This window comes from Paludicola sp. MB14-C6 (assembly GCF_030908625.1).
In the GTDB taxonomy this organism is placed as follows: Bacteria; Bacillota; Clostridia; order Oscillospirales; family Ruminococcaceae; genus Paludihabitans.
The window spans coordinates 951889-965814 of the sequence record NZ_CP133133.1 but is presented as its reverse complement, the minus strand read 5'-3'; the positions used below and the strand labels follow the sequence as shown (position 1 = coordinate 965814).

Below are 13926 nucleotides of genomic sequence, written 5' to 3'. Positions count from 1 at the left end.
AAGTAATACTAATTCTCATTTAAAATTACAATTGCAATTTGGTAAGAACCACAACACTTGTCCATCAAAAAAAACCATTTAAATAATTATAGTTGTGGCTAGTGTGAACCGAAGCTTTCCCCCAATAGATATGGATTATTTTAAATGAAATTAGAAGTAAAAAAGTCCTGCGTTTGATAACAACGCAGGACTCACTTAATTATTTTCTATTTAACATATCGAATAATAAGGTTTAGGGCAATTGTTAGTACAAAGAATACAATCGCACTAATTCTTGTTATGGAAACAAGTTTTGATTCCATAGTTCTGCCTCTGTTTTTGCTTAAATATGAATCAGATGTACCTGTCATTGCAGAAACACCAGATTGTTTGCTTTCTTGTAAACATACAATGATTATAATTAGTATGCTTGAAATAATCAATAATATGCCACCGATAATTTCTAAAGTTCCCATTTTTCATTCTCCGTTCTGCTGTAAATATAAGCATAGTGTTTTAGTAAATACTATCATAAAAAGTAAAAATAATCAACCTATATTTTAAAAATTCAGAAATCTATTATAAACTTTAATTAAATTTAGATTAATGTATTGCTTTTGTTGAGCTAGTATGCTAAAATATATAAGCGTCAATCTGCGTATTAGTTTATGACAGATTGTTCCCAACAATTTTTAAATATTCTTATTTTATTTAACATAGAATTGCATGGGATGTGAACTCATTGCCATCGGTTTACTGATGGTGGTTAATTGTAAGATTAACCTGCCGCAACGTTTGTTGTGGGGATTGATGCGAAGAAATTCATATTAAAAGCGGACAGTCCTCTGCACATGGATGCACGAATGTCTGAAAACTAGGAGGATACATTAATGGATGCATTAAAATTAATCGCAAATCAAAGTATTAAAACAGAAATGCCTAACGTAAACATTGGTGATACAGTTAAAGTTCACTGTAAAATCAAAGAGGGCGACAAAGAAAGAATTCAAATTTTCGAAGGCACTATCATTGCTAAAAAACATGGTGGCGTTCAAGAAACATTTACAGTTCGTCGTGTAGCTCATGGTTGTGGAATTGAAAGAGTTTTCCCTGTTCATTCTCCAAACGTAGTTAAAGTTGAATTAGTTCGTAGCGGTAAAGTTAGAAGAGCTAAACTATACTACTTACGTGATCGTGTTGGTAAAGCTGCAAAAGTTAAACAAAAAATCTAATAAGCAATATAACATTTTTTGTGATTGGAAAGGGACGGTAAACGTCCCTTTTTTGTTTAAATTTAAATAGATAAATTTTTGCATAAAGAGGTGTACGACAGATGAAAACGAATAATATTGATGTGCAAGAAGCAGATAATAATAAAAAAGATGGCGAAAAAACCAGCGTAAAGCAAGAAGTTTTTCAATGGGTACAATCCTTAGTAGTAAGTGTCGTTATTGTTGCCTTGATTATCACATTTGTCGGAAGAGTGATGGATGTAAAAGGCGAATCAATGCTTCCAACGTTTCACGATGGGGATCGTGTCATCACAACAAATTTATATAAAGATTTAAAGCGTGGCGATGTTGTTGTTATCAAACGTAAAGGTGATACACCACTTATTAAACGTGTTATAGCTGTAGAAAATGAAAAAATTGATATCAATTTTAAAACAGGTGAAGTTTCAGTAAATGGTGTTATATTAAAAGAAGATTATATCAATGAAGTCACCCATAGCGATTTAGGAACTCAATTACCTGCAACTGTTCCAAAAGGTCATGTCTTTGTTATGGGCGATAATCGTAATCATTCACTTGATAGCCGAGATCCTTCAGTAGGAATGGTGGATGAACGTAATGTTTTTGGAAAGGTTATTTTTAGAATCTATCCGTTTAATAAAATGGGTAAAGTAAAATAAATATAGCCTTTTTAATGCTGTCAGGTAATAGTTGAAAACAAATCAGTATAAAGGAAAAGAGGAAGTATGGCAATAGAAATTCCATCTATCCAATGGTTTCCCGGCCACATGGCGAAAACCAGAAGATTGATAACAGAAAATTTAAAGCAAGTTGATCTTGTATTAGAAATTACAGATGCTCGTATTCCCCAAAGCAGTAGAAATCCTGAGCTTGACAATTGGGTTGCTGGTAAGCCACGTATTATTATGCTCAATAAAAGTGATAATGCGGACAATGAAAGAACAAAACAATGGTTAGCTTATTATAAGGAAAAGGGTATTCCTGCGCTTGCTTGTGACTGTAAAACAGGAACAGGCGTAAAAGACTTTATGCCGCTTGTTCGTAATGTGTTATCCGATGTTATTGCAAAACGTGAAGCTAAAGGCATGGGTGGAAGAGCAATTCGTATTATGATTGTTGGAATACCAAACGTAGGAAAATCCTCATTTATTAACCGTATGTCTGGTTCTAAGCGTACAAAAGTAGAAGACCGTCCCGGAGTTACTCGTGGTAGACAATGGGTAAGTTTATCAAAAGATCTTGACTTAATGGATATGCCTGGCGTATTGTGGCCAAAATTCGAAGACCCTCTCGTAGGTGAAAAGCTTGCATTTACAGGCGCTGTAAAAGATGATGTTATAGATATCGAGTTGCTTGCGGCTCGCCTTTTACAATACTTAGCTGAGGGCTATGAAAGCCGTTTGAAAGAACGATACAAACTGGATACTGTGGAAGGTTTAGATGGTTTTGAACTATTAGAAGCAGTAGGGAGAAAACGTGGTATGCTGATTTCAGGTGGTGAAGTGAATACCGAGCGTGCGGCAATAACTGTAGTGGATGAATATCGAAGTGGAAAGCTTGGAAAGATTACGTTTGAAGTACCGCAAAAATAAATAGATTTATAAGCAACTTTAAGGGCGCGCATTGCGCGTCCGTTGTTGTATCTATTTTAATTAGATAACGAATCAATCAAAAGGAATAGGAGGTGCTGTGATTGGATATATTTGAATATGATAAACAAGAGGGCGTAGAGCTGCTTTGTGGAGTGGATGAAGCAGGAAGAGGTCCTCTTGCAGGTGATGTCTATGCAGCAGCAGTTATTTTGCCACAAGGATTTGTATTAGAAGGCTTAAACGACAGTAAAAAGCTAACAGAAAAAAAGCGAGACTTGCTCTATGATGCAATTATTGAAAATGCAGTAAGCTATTGTATTGCTACTGCATCGGTAAAAGAAATTGAAGAGCTTAATATATTAAATGCAACCTTTTTAGCAATGCGGCGTGCAGTAGAAGGTTTGAATGTGCAACCGAAATTGGTATTGGTAGACGGTAATCAAAACCCTAAATTAAGCGTGCACACTCGATGTGTAGTAAAAGGGGATGCAACGTCTGCTTGTATTGCGGCTTCATCTATTCTTGCAAAAGTTGCGAGAGATCGCTATATGAAGCAAGTTGCATATGATTACCCTCAATATCAGTTTGAAAAGCATAAGGGCTATGGTACAGCATTACACTATCAAATGTTAGATGAATTTGGTGTTAGTGATGTGCATCGACCATCTTTTTTAAAAAAATACTTGAGTGGAAAACAAAATAAAACGCAATTAAAAGGTGCATTAGGCGAACAAACAACTGCTGATTATCTTGTTGCAAATGGATATGAAATTGTTGCAAAAAATTATCATTCCGCATATGGTGAGATTGATATTATTGCGCAAAAAGAAAATATACTTGCTTTTGTTGAAGTAAAGACTCGAAAAGAAAAAGGCTTAGCAACAGCAAGAGAAGCAGTTAGCCGTTCAAAACAAACTAAAATTATCAATACGGCATTGATGTATTTACAAGAAAACGGATTGAAAAAGCAACCACGATTTGATGTATGTGAAATCTATTTAGATAGTGATACGGGAACAATTGTGACAGAAGTGAATTATATCAAAAATGCTTTTACTGGAGATGGACGAAATGCATATATTTGACCTTCATTGTGACACGATTACCGAATGTTTACGTTTAAACAAAAGTTTAAATGATAATGACCTACACTTAGATTTAAAACGTGGAAATCAATACGAAAGATGGATTCAGACTTTTGCTTTTTGGATAAACGATTGCTATCGAGGAGAAGAAGCATTTCACCAGTTCATGTTGCAACGAAATCTACTTATGAATGAGCTTGAAGCATATCCTAATGAGTTTGAACGCTATCAAATCGGAAAAGAACCAACACCTCATAAATGCAATGTAATAATGGCAGTTGAGGGTGGCCACGTTTTAGGCGGAGATTTACATAAAATTGAGCAGCTTAGTAAATTAGGAGTTTCTTATTTAACATTAACTTGGAATGATGATAACGAGATTGGATGCGGTGCAAAAGGAAGCAACACAGGGCTGACTGCATTTGGAAAAGATGTAGTAAGAGAATTAGAGCGTTGCAATATTGTTGTGGATATTTCGCATTTGAATGAGGCAGGTTTTTGGGATGTTTGCGAAATTGCAACCAAACCGATTATAGCAACCCATTCCAATGCTAGAGCGATACATGATAATAAGCGAAATTTATATGATGACCAATTAACCTATATTATTCAGCATAACGGAATTTGCGGTATAAACTTTTTTCCTGAATTTATCAATGGAACCAAAGATGCAACTTTGGATGATATAAAAAGACATGTAGATCATATTTTGTCATTGGGCGGAGAGAATATATTGGCAATCGGTTCCGATTTTGATGGGGCTTTAATGCCAAAGATATTAAGCGGTGTGCAAACACTTTACATACTTTATGAAAATATGGTAAAATGGTATGGAGAAAAAATCGCAGAAAAAATTTTTTATAAAAATGCAAAATATTTTATTGACAATGGTATCAGCGTTAACTAATACTAATTTCATTTAAAATCAACCTTATTTTTGAAAAAAAGCTTTAATTTATGGTTCTTTTCAAAATTTATAATAGCAATTTTATATGAGAATTAGTATAGGAAAGTGGAGAAAAATTATGATGTATTTTAAAAGCACAAGAGATCAAAGCAAAAAGGTAACATCAGCACAAGCGATAGCACAAGGCCTTTCCGCTGAGGGCGGATTATTTGTTCCGGAATCATTGCCGGCTATCACTCTAGATACGTTAAAAGAATTAAAAGAAAAAACATATATAGAAAGAGCTATTTTTGTTCTTTCTCAGTTCTTAACGGATTTTTCAAGTGAACAATTAGAAAATTGCGTGAAAAATGCATATCAAGCAGATAAATATAAGAGCGAGAGTATAACTGAAATCTCTCATTTATATGAGGGTACTTATATGCTTGAATTATGGCATGGCCCTACTTGTGCATTTAAAGATATGGCATTGCAACTTTTGCCACATCTATTGACTACTTCTGCAACAATTGTTAATAATGAAAAAGAAATTGTAATATTGGTTGCAACTTCAGGCGATACAGGAAAAGCCGCATTAGAAGGCTTTAAGGATGTAAATGGGACTAAAATTATTGTTTTCTATCCGGTTGACGGTGTTAGTCCAATGCAAAAACGTCAAATGACAACACAACAAGGTGATAACGTTTATGTATGCGCAATAAACGGTAACTTTGACGATGCACAAACTGCGGTAAAAACAATATTTACAGATAAAGAATTGGCTAAAGTGATGGAGCAAAACGGAAAGCTATTTTCATCTGCAAACTCAATTAACTGGGGTAGATTAGTGCCTCAGATTGTATATTATGTATCTGCTTATTGCGATTTGTTAAAAAATGAAGAGATAACACTCGGTGAAAAAATAAATGTTGTTGTACCAACAGGCAACTTTGGCAATATTTTAGCAGCTTACTATGCAAAAAAAATGGGTGTGCCATTTGATAAGTTAATTTGTGCATCCAATGAAAATAAAGTACTAACCGATTTCATCAATACCGGTATCTATAATAAAAATCGTGAATTTAAAGCAACCATTTCTCCATCTATGGATATCTTGATATCTTCTAACTTAGAAAGATTGTTATTTGACCTATCTGGTTGTGATGATCAAGCTATTAACGAGTGGTTTGCTTCTTTAAATAAAACAGGTGTATATGAAGTAAGCGACAGCGTAAAGCAAGAATTATCCAAGCAATTCTTTGGTGGATATTGTACAGATGAAGAAACAAAAGCAACTATTAAAAAGGTATTTGATCGTTATTCTTATTTATGTGATACTCATACTGCTGTTGCTGTAAAAGTATTTGAAGAATATAAGCAAAAAACAGGAGATACTAAAAAAGCGATTATTGCATCTACTGCAAACCCATATAAATTTACAGCAAGCGTTTTGAGCGCTGTTTCTTCTGAGGTTTGTGAAGATGAATATGAGCAAGTTGCTGAATTAAATCGAATTTCTGGCTTAGAAGTTCCGCAAGCGTTGGCAAATTTAAAGCAATGTAAAGTTCGTTTTGAAGGCAGCATTGAAAAGCAAGATATTAAAGCGGAAGTAACAAAAGTACTCCATTTATAAAAAATCAATGCCCCCGATGTTTCGGGGGCAAAGATTTAAAGCTTAGCAGGATTGCTTTTGATAAGATTGACAAGCCGTATCATTGCATGTGGTTGCAAATTGTGGGCCGATTTTAACTGTATTAGCAGTACAACCGCTTTCATGATTGTTATATATGCAGTTTTCGACATCACAGCAAATACCATTGATAGGTGGCTTATCATGATTTTTATCAGTCATATAGTTCACATTCCTCCTAAACTTTTGGTAGCTTATCAACCGGCTACGCTATTAGTTTATAACGCTAAACGTAAAATATCAGAGGAAAATATTAGTAAAAATAGATTGGTGGTGGCTATGAGCTTATATACAATTGGAGATTTACATCTTTCTTTTGGATGTGATAAACCGATGGATGTATTTAAAGGCTGGGAAGATTATGTTACAAAGCTTCAGGAAAACTGGCAAGCAACAGTAAAGCCGGAGGATACTGTAGTGATTGTCGGCGATATATCGTGGGGGATGAACCTAGATCAAGCCAAAGAAGATTTTGCCTTTATTCATCAACTAAACGGTCGTAAAATAATTTTAAAAGGCAATCATGATTATTGGTTTGTGACAAAAACGAAAGTCGATAATTTCTTAGTAGAAAATGGGTTTGATTCGATTCGAATTTTGTTTAATAATGCTTTTGCGTATGGAAAATATGCAATATGCGGTACACGTGGTTGGATTAACGAACAAGGCGAGCAAGTTGACAAAAAAGTTTTACTAAGAGAAGCAGGTCGTTTGCGTACTTCATTGGATAGCGGAAAAGAGATGGGACTTGAGCCAATTGTTTTTTTACATTATCCGCCGGTATATAATACGACTGAATGCCTTGAAATGCTTGAAGTTTTAAAAGAATATAATGTAAAAGAATGTTATTATGGACATATCCATGGTTCAGGATTTTATTATGCAATTGACGGGTTATACAAGCAAGTAAATTACAGACTTGTTTCTTGTGATTATACCCAATTTCGGCCTGTCAAAGTACGCAATAGTAAATGAACTTGAAAACAAATCCGCATCAAAATACACGAAACCATACAACAAGGTTTTATGTGTTTATACTGGATTGATATCTTCAAGTTAATTAACTATAATACAAATTTTTTATTAAAACTTTTCCATAAATCAGTACAAAAACCCATAAATCAAAGCTTTTTGTACAGATATATGGAAGTTTTATAATCGAAATTAGTATAAGAATTAACAAAATGTAAAAATGCAAAAAAACTATAGTAAACAAAAGAATAGTGTGATATAATCATCAATGGTACACTTGCGAAAGCAATATTGATTACAAATCATCAAAATTGTCAATCCTAAACGGGTACGCATTGTAAAATGAAAAACAAATTACGGAGGATTAATAATGAGTTTAATCGAAAAAAATAAAACAGAAGCAAATAAGTTTGAATTAACTGTAAAAGTGGATGCAGAAAGCTTTGAAAAAGCTTTAGAAAAAGCTTATAAAAAGAATATTAAATCTATCAATATGCCTGGCTTTAGAAAAGGAAAAGCTCCTCGTAAAATGGTAGAAAAAATGTACGGTGAAGGCGTTTTCTTTGAAGATGCAATCAACGATTTATATCCGGAAGCTCTAGGCCAAGCAATTGAAGAAGCTGAATTAGATATCGTTGCTCGTCCTGAAGTTGAAGTACTATCAGTTGATAAAGCAGAAGGCTTTACTTTTAAAGCTACTTGTGTTGTAAAACCTGAAGTTGAAGTAACAAATTACAAAGGTATTGAAGTTGAAAAGACAGTGAAAGCTGTAACTGAAGAAGACGTTGATAATAGAGTAAATGCTATGCGTGACAGAAACGCAAGATTAATTGATGTAACAGATCGTGCTGCTCAAAACGGCGATACAGTAGTATTTGATTTTGATGGTTATGTTGATGGCGTTGCATTTGAAGGCGGTAAAGCTGAACAATTCAGCCTAGTATTAGGTTCCGGTCAATTTATTCCTGGATTTGAAGAGCAAATCGAAGGCAAAAACATCGGTGAAGAGTTTGATGTAAACGTTACTTTTCCAGAAGAATATCATGCTGAAGAGCTAAAAGGTAAAGCTTCTGTATTCAAATGTAAACTACATGAAATCAAATGCAAAGAGCTTGCTGAACTAGATGATGAGTTTGCAAAAGATGTTAGTGAATTTGATACTTTAGCTGAATTAAGAGCAGATATCAAAGCAAAAATGCAAGAGCAAAATGACAAAGCTGCTAGCGATGAAGTTGAAAACAAAATCATTGATAAAGTAATTGAAAATATGACTGCTGAAATTCCTAATGAAATGATTGAAGCTCGTATTGATGATATGATTAGAGATTTTGAATACAGACTACAATCTCAAGGCATGAATCTAGACACATATCTACAATATACAGGTATGGAAAAAGATTCTTTCCGCATCACTTTCAAAGAGCAAGCTGAAAAACAAGTGAAAATCCGTTTAGCTTTAGAAAAAATTGTTGAACTAGAAAACATTACAGTTGATGCTGAAGCAATCGAAGCAGAGTATGCAAAAGTTGCAGAAAACTACAAAATGGAAGTTGAGCAAGTGAAGGGCTTTATTCCTGAAGCTGATTTTGCTAAGGATCTCGCTGTAAATAAAGCAATTGATTTAATTAAAGAATCTGCAGTAATTAACGAGAAATAATGACAACTAAATAAAATGAAGATATAATGTTTAGTCCAATTATTATTGGACTAAACATTAGTCGCATAATAAGAAAAAATTTATTATTTATTCAATAAAACGACACCATTCTTCTTTAAAAAGTACTATAATAATCTATATCAAAAGTTTGGAGGCAATATTATGAGTTTAGTTCCAATGGTCGTTGAGCAAACAAGTCGTGGCGAGCGTTCCTACGACATCTATTCAAGATTATTAAATGATCGTATCGTTATGCTTTGTGATGAAGTAAACGATGTTACAGCTAGCTTGGTAGTAGCTCAATTATTATATCTAGAAGGTCAAGATCCTGATAAAGATATCAATCTTTATATTAACAGCCCTGGCGGTTCTATTACTGCCGGTATGGCTATTTATGATACCATGCAATATATTAAATGTGATGTTTCAACAATTTGTATTGGTATGGCTGCATCAATGGGTGCATTTTTACTTTCAAGTGGTGCAAAAGGAAAACGGTTTGCTCTTCCTAATAGTGAAATTATGATTCATCAACCATTAGGTGGCGCACAAGGTCAAGCAACTGACATTAAAATTCAAGCAGAACGTATTTTGAAAATGAAAAGCCGATTAAATAAAATTCTTTCTGAAAACACAGGTAAGCCAATTGAAGTAATTGAGCGAGATTGTGAAAGAGATAATTTTATGGAAGCAGATCAAGCAGCAGAATATGGCTTAATTGATAAAGTTATTTCAAAACGATAGTATTATAAAAAAATCGAAAGCCTTATAAATTACAAAGGAGAAAGTGAATGCCAAATTACGAAGATCCTAAACAGCCAAAATGTAGTTTTTGCGGCAAAAAAGAATCTGACGCAGAAAGACTTTTGTTTAGTAATGGCGCGTTTATTTGCGACGAATGTGTTTATCTTTGTTATCAGATGCTTTTAGATGATGATATTGGTGGTTATCCAACCAAAGGAAAGAAAAAGCTGAAATCTGATAAAAAAGTTTTAAAACCGCAAGAGATTAAAGCTGTTCTCGATGAATATGTTATTGGTCAGGATGATGCAAAAATTGCTTTATCTGTAGCTGTATATAATCATTATAAGCGTATTCTCAATAATAAAAAATTAGATGTTGAACTACAAAAAAGCAATATCTTGTTATTAGGACCAACTGGCGTCGGAAAGACAATGTTAGCGCAAACTTTAGCAAAAGTATTAGATGTTCCATTTGCAATTGCAGATGCAACAACATTAACCGAAGCTGGTTACGTTGGTGACGACGTTGAAAACGTATTGGTTCGATTATTACAAGCTGCTAACTATGATGTTGAAGCTGCACAACAAGGTATTATATATATTGACGAAATCGATAAGATTGCTCGTAAATCTGAAAATACATCTATTACTCGAGATGTTTCAGGCGAAGGCGTACAACAAGCGCTTTTGAAAATAATTGAAGGTACTGTTTCGAATGTTCCACCTCAAGGAGGAAGAAAACACCCCCATCAAGAATTTATTCAAATTGACACAAAGAATATTTTGTTTATTTGCGGTGGTGCGTTTGATGGAATTGAAAAGCTTATCTCAAAACGCTCTGATGTTGGTACATTAGGCTTTGGCGGAGAAGTCAAATCAAAGAAATCCAAAGATGCTACCGATATTATGAAGAAGGTAATTCCTCACGATATCGTAAAATACGGAATTATTCCTGAACTAGTTGGTCGTCTTCCGGTTATTACAGTTTTAGATGAGTTAACAGAAGAAAGTCTTGTTCGTATTCTAGTTGAGCCAAAGAATGCTTTGATTAAGCAATATCAAGCATTATTTTCTTTGGATAATGTGGATTTAGAGTTTACCGATGATGCAAAGAAAGAGGTTGCAAAGCTTGCAATTGAACGCAAAACAGGTGCACGTGGTTTAAGAGGAATCTTAGAAAGCGTATTAGCAGAGTTAATGTTCAATATTCCTTCTGAAACTGAAGTAGCTAAAGTAGTTATTTCAGCAGAATGTATGAGGGGCGAGCAAAAACCTAAAATTACGAAGCGTCGTAAAGCAGCACCAAAAGAAATTGCATAGAAAAAAGGAGTGGGAAGCCACTCCTTTTTTGTTGCAATGATAGGATTTGTATGGTAAAATATTCATTATAAGGAATGACAATCATAAAGACATGAAAGTCTACGCTATAATCAATGAAAGAAATACAGAACTTTCATTGTAGCAAAATGTGATTTCGAAAGCATCAATGAAATTGTTCTATTAAAAAAACTTGAGAAATGATTCTATCATTTATTTTAGGGTTGACTTTTTACGTCAGCTCAATTATAATATTGCTATATTGTGCACGTGCACGATATAGCAAGTGGAGGTAAGAATGGCAGTAACTATTAGGCAAATAGCGGAATTGGCTGGTGTTTCAAGAGGAACGGTTGATCGAGTTTTAAACAATCGTGGTGGTGTTAGCCAAGAAGCCGAAAAAACAATTAAACGCATTGCGAAAGAACTGAATTACAAGCCCAATCTTATGGCAAAAGCACTTGCAAATTCACAAAAAGGAACTACTATTGGAGTTTTAGTAAATAGTGGTGGTAATCCGTTTTTTGATAAGGTATTGCTCGGAATTGCAAAAGCACAAGAAGAGATTGCCGGTTTTCATATTAAAGTGAAAAAAGTTGAATTAACTGGATACAATATTGAAAAACAACTTTATGCAATTAACCAACTTGTAGATTTGCAAATAAGCGGTTTGGTTATTACCCCAATTAACGATAGCACAATTGCTGAAAAATTAAATGAAGTAAATAATAAAGGAATTCCTGTTGTAACCTTAAACGCTGATATTACAGGAATTGAAAAATTGGGTTTTGTGGGCTGTAATTATGAAAAAAGTGGACAAACTGCTGGGGAACTATTAGGACAAATTACCCAAGGAAATGCTACAGTCGGAATATTGACCGGTTCAAATAAAATGCTTGGTCATACAATGCGTGTAGATGGCTTTCAACAGGTAATAGAGCAGTCATATCCTAATATAACGGTTGCAAGAATTTTAGAAACTTTTGATGATGATCAAATTGCATATGAGCAAACAAAAAAATTATTGCTTGAAAATCAAAGTATTAATGCATTATATTATTGTGCTGGTGGTATTGATGGTGGAATAAAAGCAGTTTTAGAATTAGGGTATGCTCATAAGCTTAAAATCATTACAGTTGACGATACAGATAACATTAAGCAATATCTATATCAAGGTATCGTTAATGCTACCGTTTGTCAGCAGCCATTTAAGCAAGGCTATGATGCAATCAAGCTTGTATTTAACAAATTGATTTATAATCAATTGCCAGAGAAAAAGCACTTATATACACAAAATGAAATTAAAGTAAAATTTAATTTAGATTAGAATAATAGTTTGTTCAATGGCGAGAGCAATTTCGCTTGAAATATTAAGTACATATGATTTCATACGAACGATAAAAAAGATTTAGAGAGGAATTTTAGCATGAAAGAATTTTTTACAAGTATTCCAAAAGTACAGTATGAGGGAGCAGCATCTACAAATCCATTTGCATTTAAGCATTACAACAAAGATGAGGTAATTGCAGGCAAAACAATGGCAGAACACACGAAATTTGCACTTTCTTATTGGCATACACTTTGTGGAGAAGGAGCTGATATGTTTGGTGTTGGTACATCAAATAAAAGCTTTGGTGAAACAGACAGCATGGCAATTTACAAAAACAAAGTATATGCTGCATTTGAATTGATGGATAAGTTATCTATTGATTACTTCTGCTTCCATGATCGTGACATTGCTCCGGAAGGTAAAACATTAGCTGAAACGAATGCAAACTTAGATGAAATCGTTGACTTAATTGAAGAGTTAATGAAAAAATACAATAAAAAATTACTATGGGGTACAGCAAACTGCTTCAATAACCCACGCTATATGCATGGTGCAGCAACTTCTTGTAATGCAGATACTTTTGCTTATGCTGCTGCACAAGTGAAAAAAGCATTGGAAATTACAGTTCGCTTAGGCGGTAAAGGTTATGTATTCTGGGGTGGACGTGAGGGCTACGAAACACTTCTAAATACCAATATGGGACTTGAGCTAGATAATATGGCAAGACTTATGAAGCTTGCTGTAGAATATGGTCGTTCTATTGGATTTACAGGGGACTTCTATATTGAGCCTAAACCAAAAGAGCCAACAAAACATCAATATGACTTTGATGTTGCAACTGTTCTTGGCTTCCTAAGAAAATATGGCTTAGATAAAGATTTTAAAATGAATATTGAAGCAAACCATGCGACATTAGCAGGTCATACATTCCAACATGAATTAAGAGTTGCAAGAGAAAACGGCGTATTTGGTTCTATAGACGCTAACCAAGGCGATTTGTTATTGGGATGGGATACAGACCAATTCCCAACAAACGTTTATGAAACAACAATGTGTATGTACGAAGTATTAAAAGCAGGCGGCTTTGTAAACGGTGGATTAAACTTTGATGCAAAAGTACGTCGTGGTTCTTTTGACTATACAGATTTGGCTCATGCATATATTGCAGGTATGGATGCTTTTGCTTTAGGTTTAAAACTAGCTGATAAAATAATCAAAGACGGTAGAATTGATGCGTTTACAAAAGAACGCTATAAGAGCTTTGAAACCGGTATCGGTGCTGATATTGTTGCTGGTAAGGTTAGCTTAAAGGATTTAGAAGCTTATGCATTAAATCTTGGCGATGTAACAACGAATGAAAGCAGTCGTCAAGAATATCTTGAGGCAGTAATCAACTCCATTATGTTCCAAGGCTAATAGTAA

Annotated in this window: 14 protein-coding genes; 12 read left to right on the top strand and 2 right to left on the bottom strand. The window is 34.2% G+C overall.

All coding sequences use genetic code 11. The features are described from left to right. Positions 1-206 precede the first annotated feature (206 nt). On the bottom strand, positions 207-455 hold the full coding sequence (gene secG / locus RBG61_RS04565) for a preprotein translocase subunit SecG (RefSeq protein ID WP_307946172.1): 249 nt from the start codon (positions 453-455) through the stop codon (positions 207-209). Between the two features lie 414 nt (positions 456-869). Here secG and rplS point away from each other — a divergent pair, with 414 nt between their 5' ends. The 6 genes from rplS (at position 870) to thrC (ending at position 6428) form a co-directional block, all read left to right on the top strand. Continuing rightward, the gene (gene rplS / locus RBG61_RS04560) at positions 870-1211 is read left to right on the top strand and encodes a 50S ribosomal protein L19 (protein WP_307946171.1); all 342 of its coding nucleotides are present in this window, start codon (positions 870-872) and stop codon (positions 1209-1211) included. 101 nt (positions 1212-1312) lie between these two features. After that, positions 1313-1891 carry a signal peptidase I gene (gene lepB, locus RBG61_RS04555; protein WP_307946170.1) on the top strand — a complete coding sequence of 193 codons (579 nt, stop codon included), beginning with the start codon at positions 1313-1315 and terminating at the stop codon, positions 1889-1891. Positions 1892-1957: 66 nt separating this feature from the next. Continuing rightward, complete coding sequence (ylqF, locus tag RBG61_RS04550) at positions 1958-2824, top strand: ribosome biogenesis GTPase YlqF (protein ID WP_307946168.1); 867 nt, start codon at positions 1958-1960, stop codon at positions 2822-2824. A gap of 101 nt (positions 2825-2925) precedes the next feature. Then, entirely contained in the window at positions 2926-3909 is a 984-nt protein-coding gene (rnhB, locus tag RBG61_RS04545) for a ribonuclease HII (RefSeq protein WP_307946167.1), read from the top strand. After that, positions 3896-4816, top strand: coding sequence for a dipeptidase (locus tag RBG61_RS04540; RefSeq protein WP_307946165.1), 921 nt, complete (start codon positions 3896-3898; stop codon positions 4814-4816). The genes rnhB and RBG61_RS04540 overlap by 14 nt, the downstream gene beginning before the upstream one ends. 121 nt (positions 4817-4937) lie before the next feature. Then, positions 4938-6428, top strand: a complete 1491-nt coding sequence (gene thrC, locus RBG61_RS04535; protein ID WP_307947200.1) for a threonine synthase — start codon at positions 4938-4940, stop codon at positions 6426-6428. Between the two features lie 42 nt (positions 6429-6470). Here the strand turns inward: thrC and RBG61_RS04530 are convergent, their stop codons facing one another. After that, positions 6471-6647, bottom strand: coding sequence for a DUF1540 domain-containing protein (locus tag RBG61_RS04530; protein ID WP_307946163.1), 177 nt, complete (start codon positions 6645-6647; stop codon positions 6471-6473). Between the two features lie 117 nt (positions 6648-6764). Here RBG61_RS04530 and RBG61_RS04525 point away from each other — a divergent pair, with 117 nt between their 5' ends. The 6 genes from RBG61_RS04525 (at position 6765) to xylA (ending at position 13920) form a co-directional block, all read left to right on the top strand. Continuing rightward, a complete protein-coding gene (locus RBG61_RS04525; protein ID WP_307947198.1) occupies positions 6765-7460 on the top strand; it encodes a metallophosphoesterase in 696 nt (231 codons plus the stop codon). 367 nt (positions 7461-7827) lie between these two features. Then, complete coding sequence (gene tig / locus RBG61_RS04520; RefSeq protein ID WP_307946161.1) at positions 7828-9114, top strand: trigger factor; 1287 nt, start codon at positions 7828-7830, stop codon at positions 9112-9114. A gap of 162 nt (positions 9115-9276) precedes the next feature. Next, positions 9277-9858: an ATP-dependent Clp endopeptidase proteolytic subunit ClpP gene (gene clpP, locus RBG61_RS04515; RefSeq protein ID WP_307946160.1), complete on the top strand. Its 582-nt coding sequence runs from the start codon at positions 9277-9279 to the stop codon at positions 9856-9858. 47 nt (positions 9859-9905) lie between these two features. Further along, the gene (clpX, locus tag RBG61_RS04510) at positions 9906-11177 is read left to right on the top strand and encodes an ATP-dependent Clp protease ATP-binding subunit ClpX (RefSeq protein ID WP_307946158.1); all 1272 of its coding nucleotides are present in this window, start codon (positions 9906-9908) and stop codon (positions 11175-11177) included. 295 nt (positions 11178-11472) lie between these two features. Then, entirely contained in the window at positions 11473-12501 is a 1029-nt protein-coding gene (locus RBG61_RS04505; RefSeq protein ID WP_307946156.1) for a LacI family DNA-binding transcriptional regulator, read from the top strand. 99 nt (positions 12502-12600) lie between these two features. Continuing rightward, positions 12601-13920, top strand: coding sequence for a xylose isomerase (gene xylA / locus RBG61_RS04500; protein WP_307946155.1), 1320 nt, complete (start codon positions 12601-12603; stop codon positions 13918-13920). The last annotated feature ends 6 nt before the right edge of the window (positions 13921-13926 follow it).

Coding starts and splice junctions, on each gene's coding strand:
- secG (WP_307946172.1), bottom strand. CDS start 455: ATGGGAACTTTAGAAATTATCGGTGGCATATTATTGATTATTTCAAGC.
- rplS (WP_307946171.1), top strand. CDS start 870: ATGGATGCATTAAAATTAATCGCAAATCAAAGTATTAAAACAGAAATG.
- lepB (WP_307946170.1), top strand. CDS start 1,313: ATGAAAACGAATAATATTGATGTGCAAGAAGCAGATAATAATAAAAAA.
- ylqF (WP_307946168.1), top strand. CDS start 1,958: ATGGCAATAGAAATTCCATCTATCCAATGGTTTCCCGGCCACATGGCG.
- RBG61_RS04540 (WP_307946165.1), top strand. CDS start 3,896: ATGCATATATTTGACCTTCATTGTGACACGATTACCGAATGTTTACGT.
- thrC (WP_307947200.1), top strand. CDS start 4,938: ATGTATTTTAAAAGCACAAGAGATCAAAGCAAAAAGGTAACATCAGCA.
- RBG61_RS04530 (WP_307946163.1), bottom strand. CDS start 6,647: ATGACTGATAAAAATCATGATAAGCCACCTATCAATGGTATTTGCTGT.
- RBG61_RS04525 (WP_307947198.1), top strand. CDS start 6,765: ATGAGCTTATATACAATTGGAGATTTACATCTTTCTTTTGGATGTGAT.
- tig (WP_307946161.1), top strand. CDS start 7,828: ATGAGTTTAATCGAAAAAAATAAAACAGAAGCAAATAAGTTTGAATTA.
- clpP (WP_307946160.1), top strand. CDS start 9,277: ATGAGTTTAGTTCCAATGGTCGTTGAGCAAACAAGTCGTGGCGAGCGT.
- clpX (WP_307946158.1), top strand. CDS start 9,906: ATGCCAAATTACGAAGATCCTAAACAGCCAAAATGTAGTTTTTGCGGC.
- RBG61_RS04505 (WP_307946156.1), top strand. CDS start 11,473: ATGGCAGTAACTATTAGGCAAATAGCGGAATTGGCTGGTGTTTCAAGA.
- xylA (WP_307946155.1), top strand. CDS start 12,601: ATGAAAGAATTTTTTACAAGTATTCCAAAAGTACAGTATGAGGGAGCA.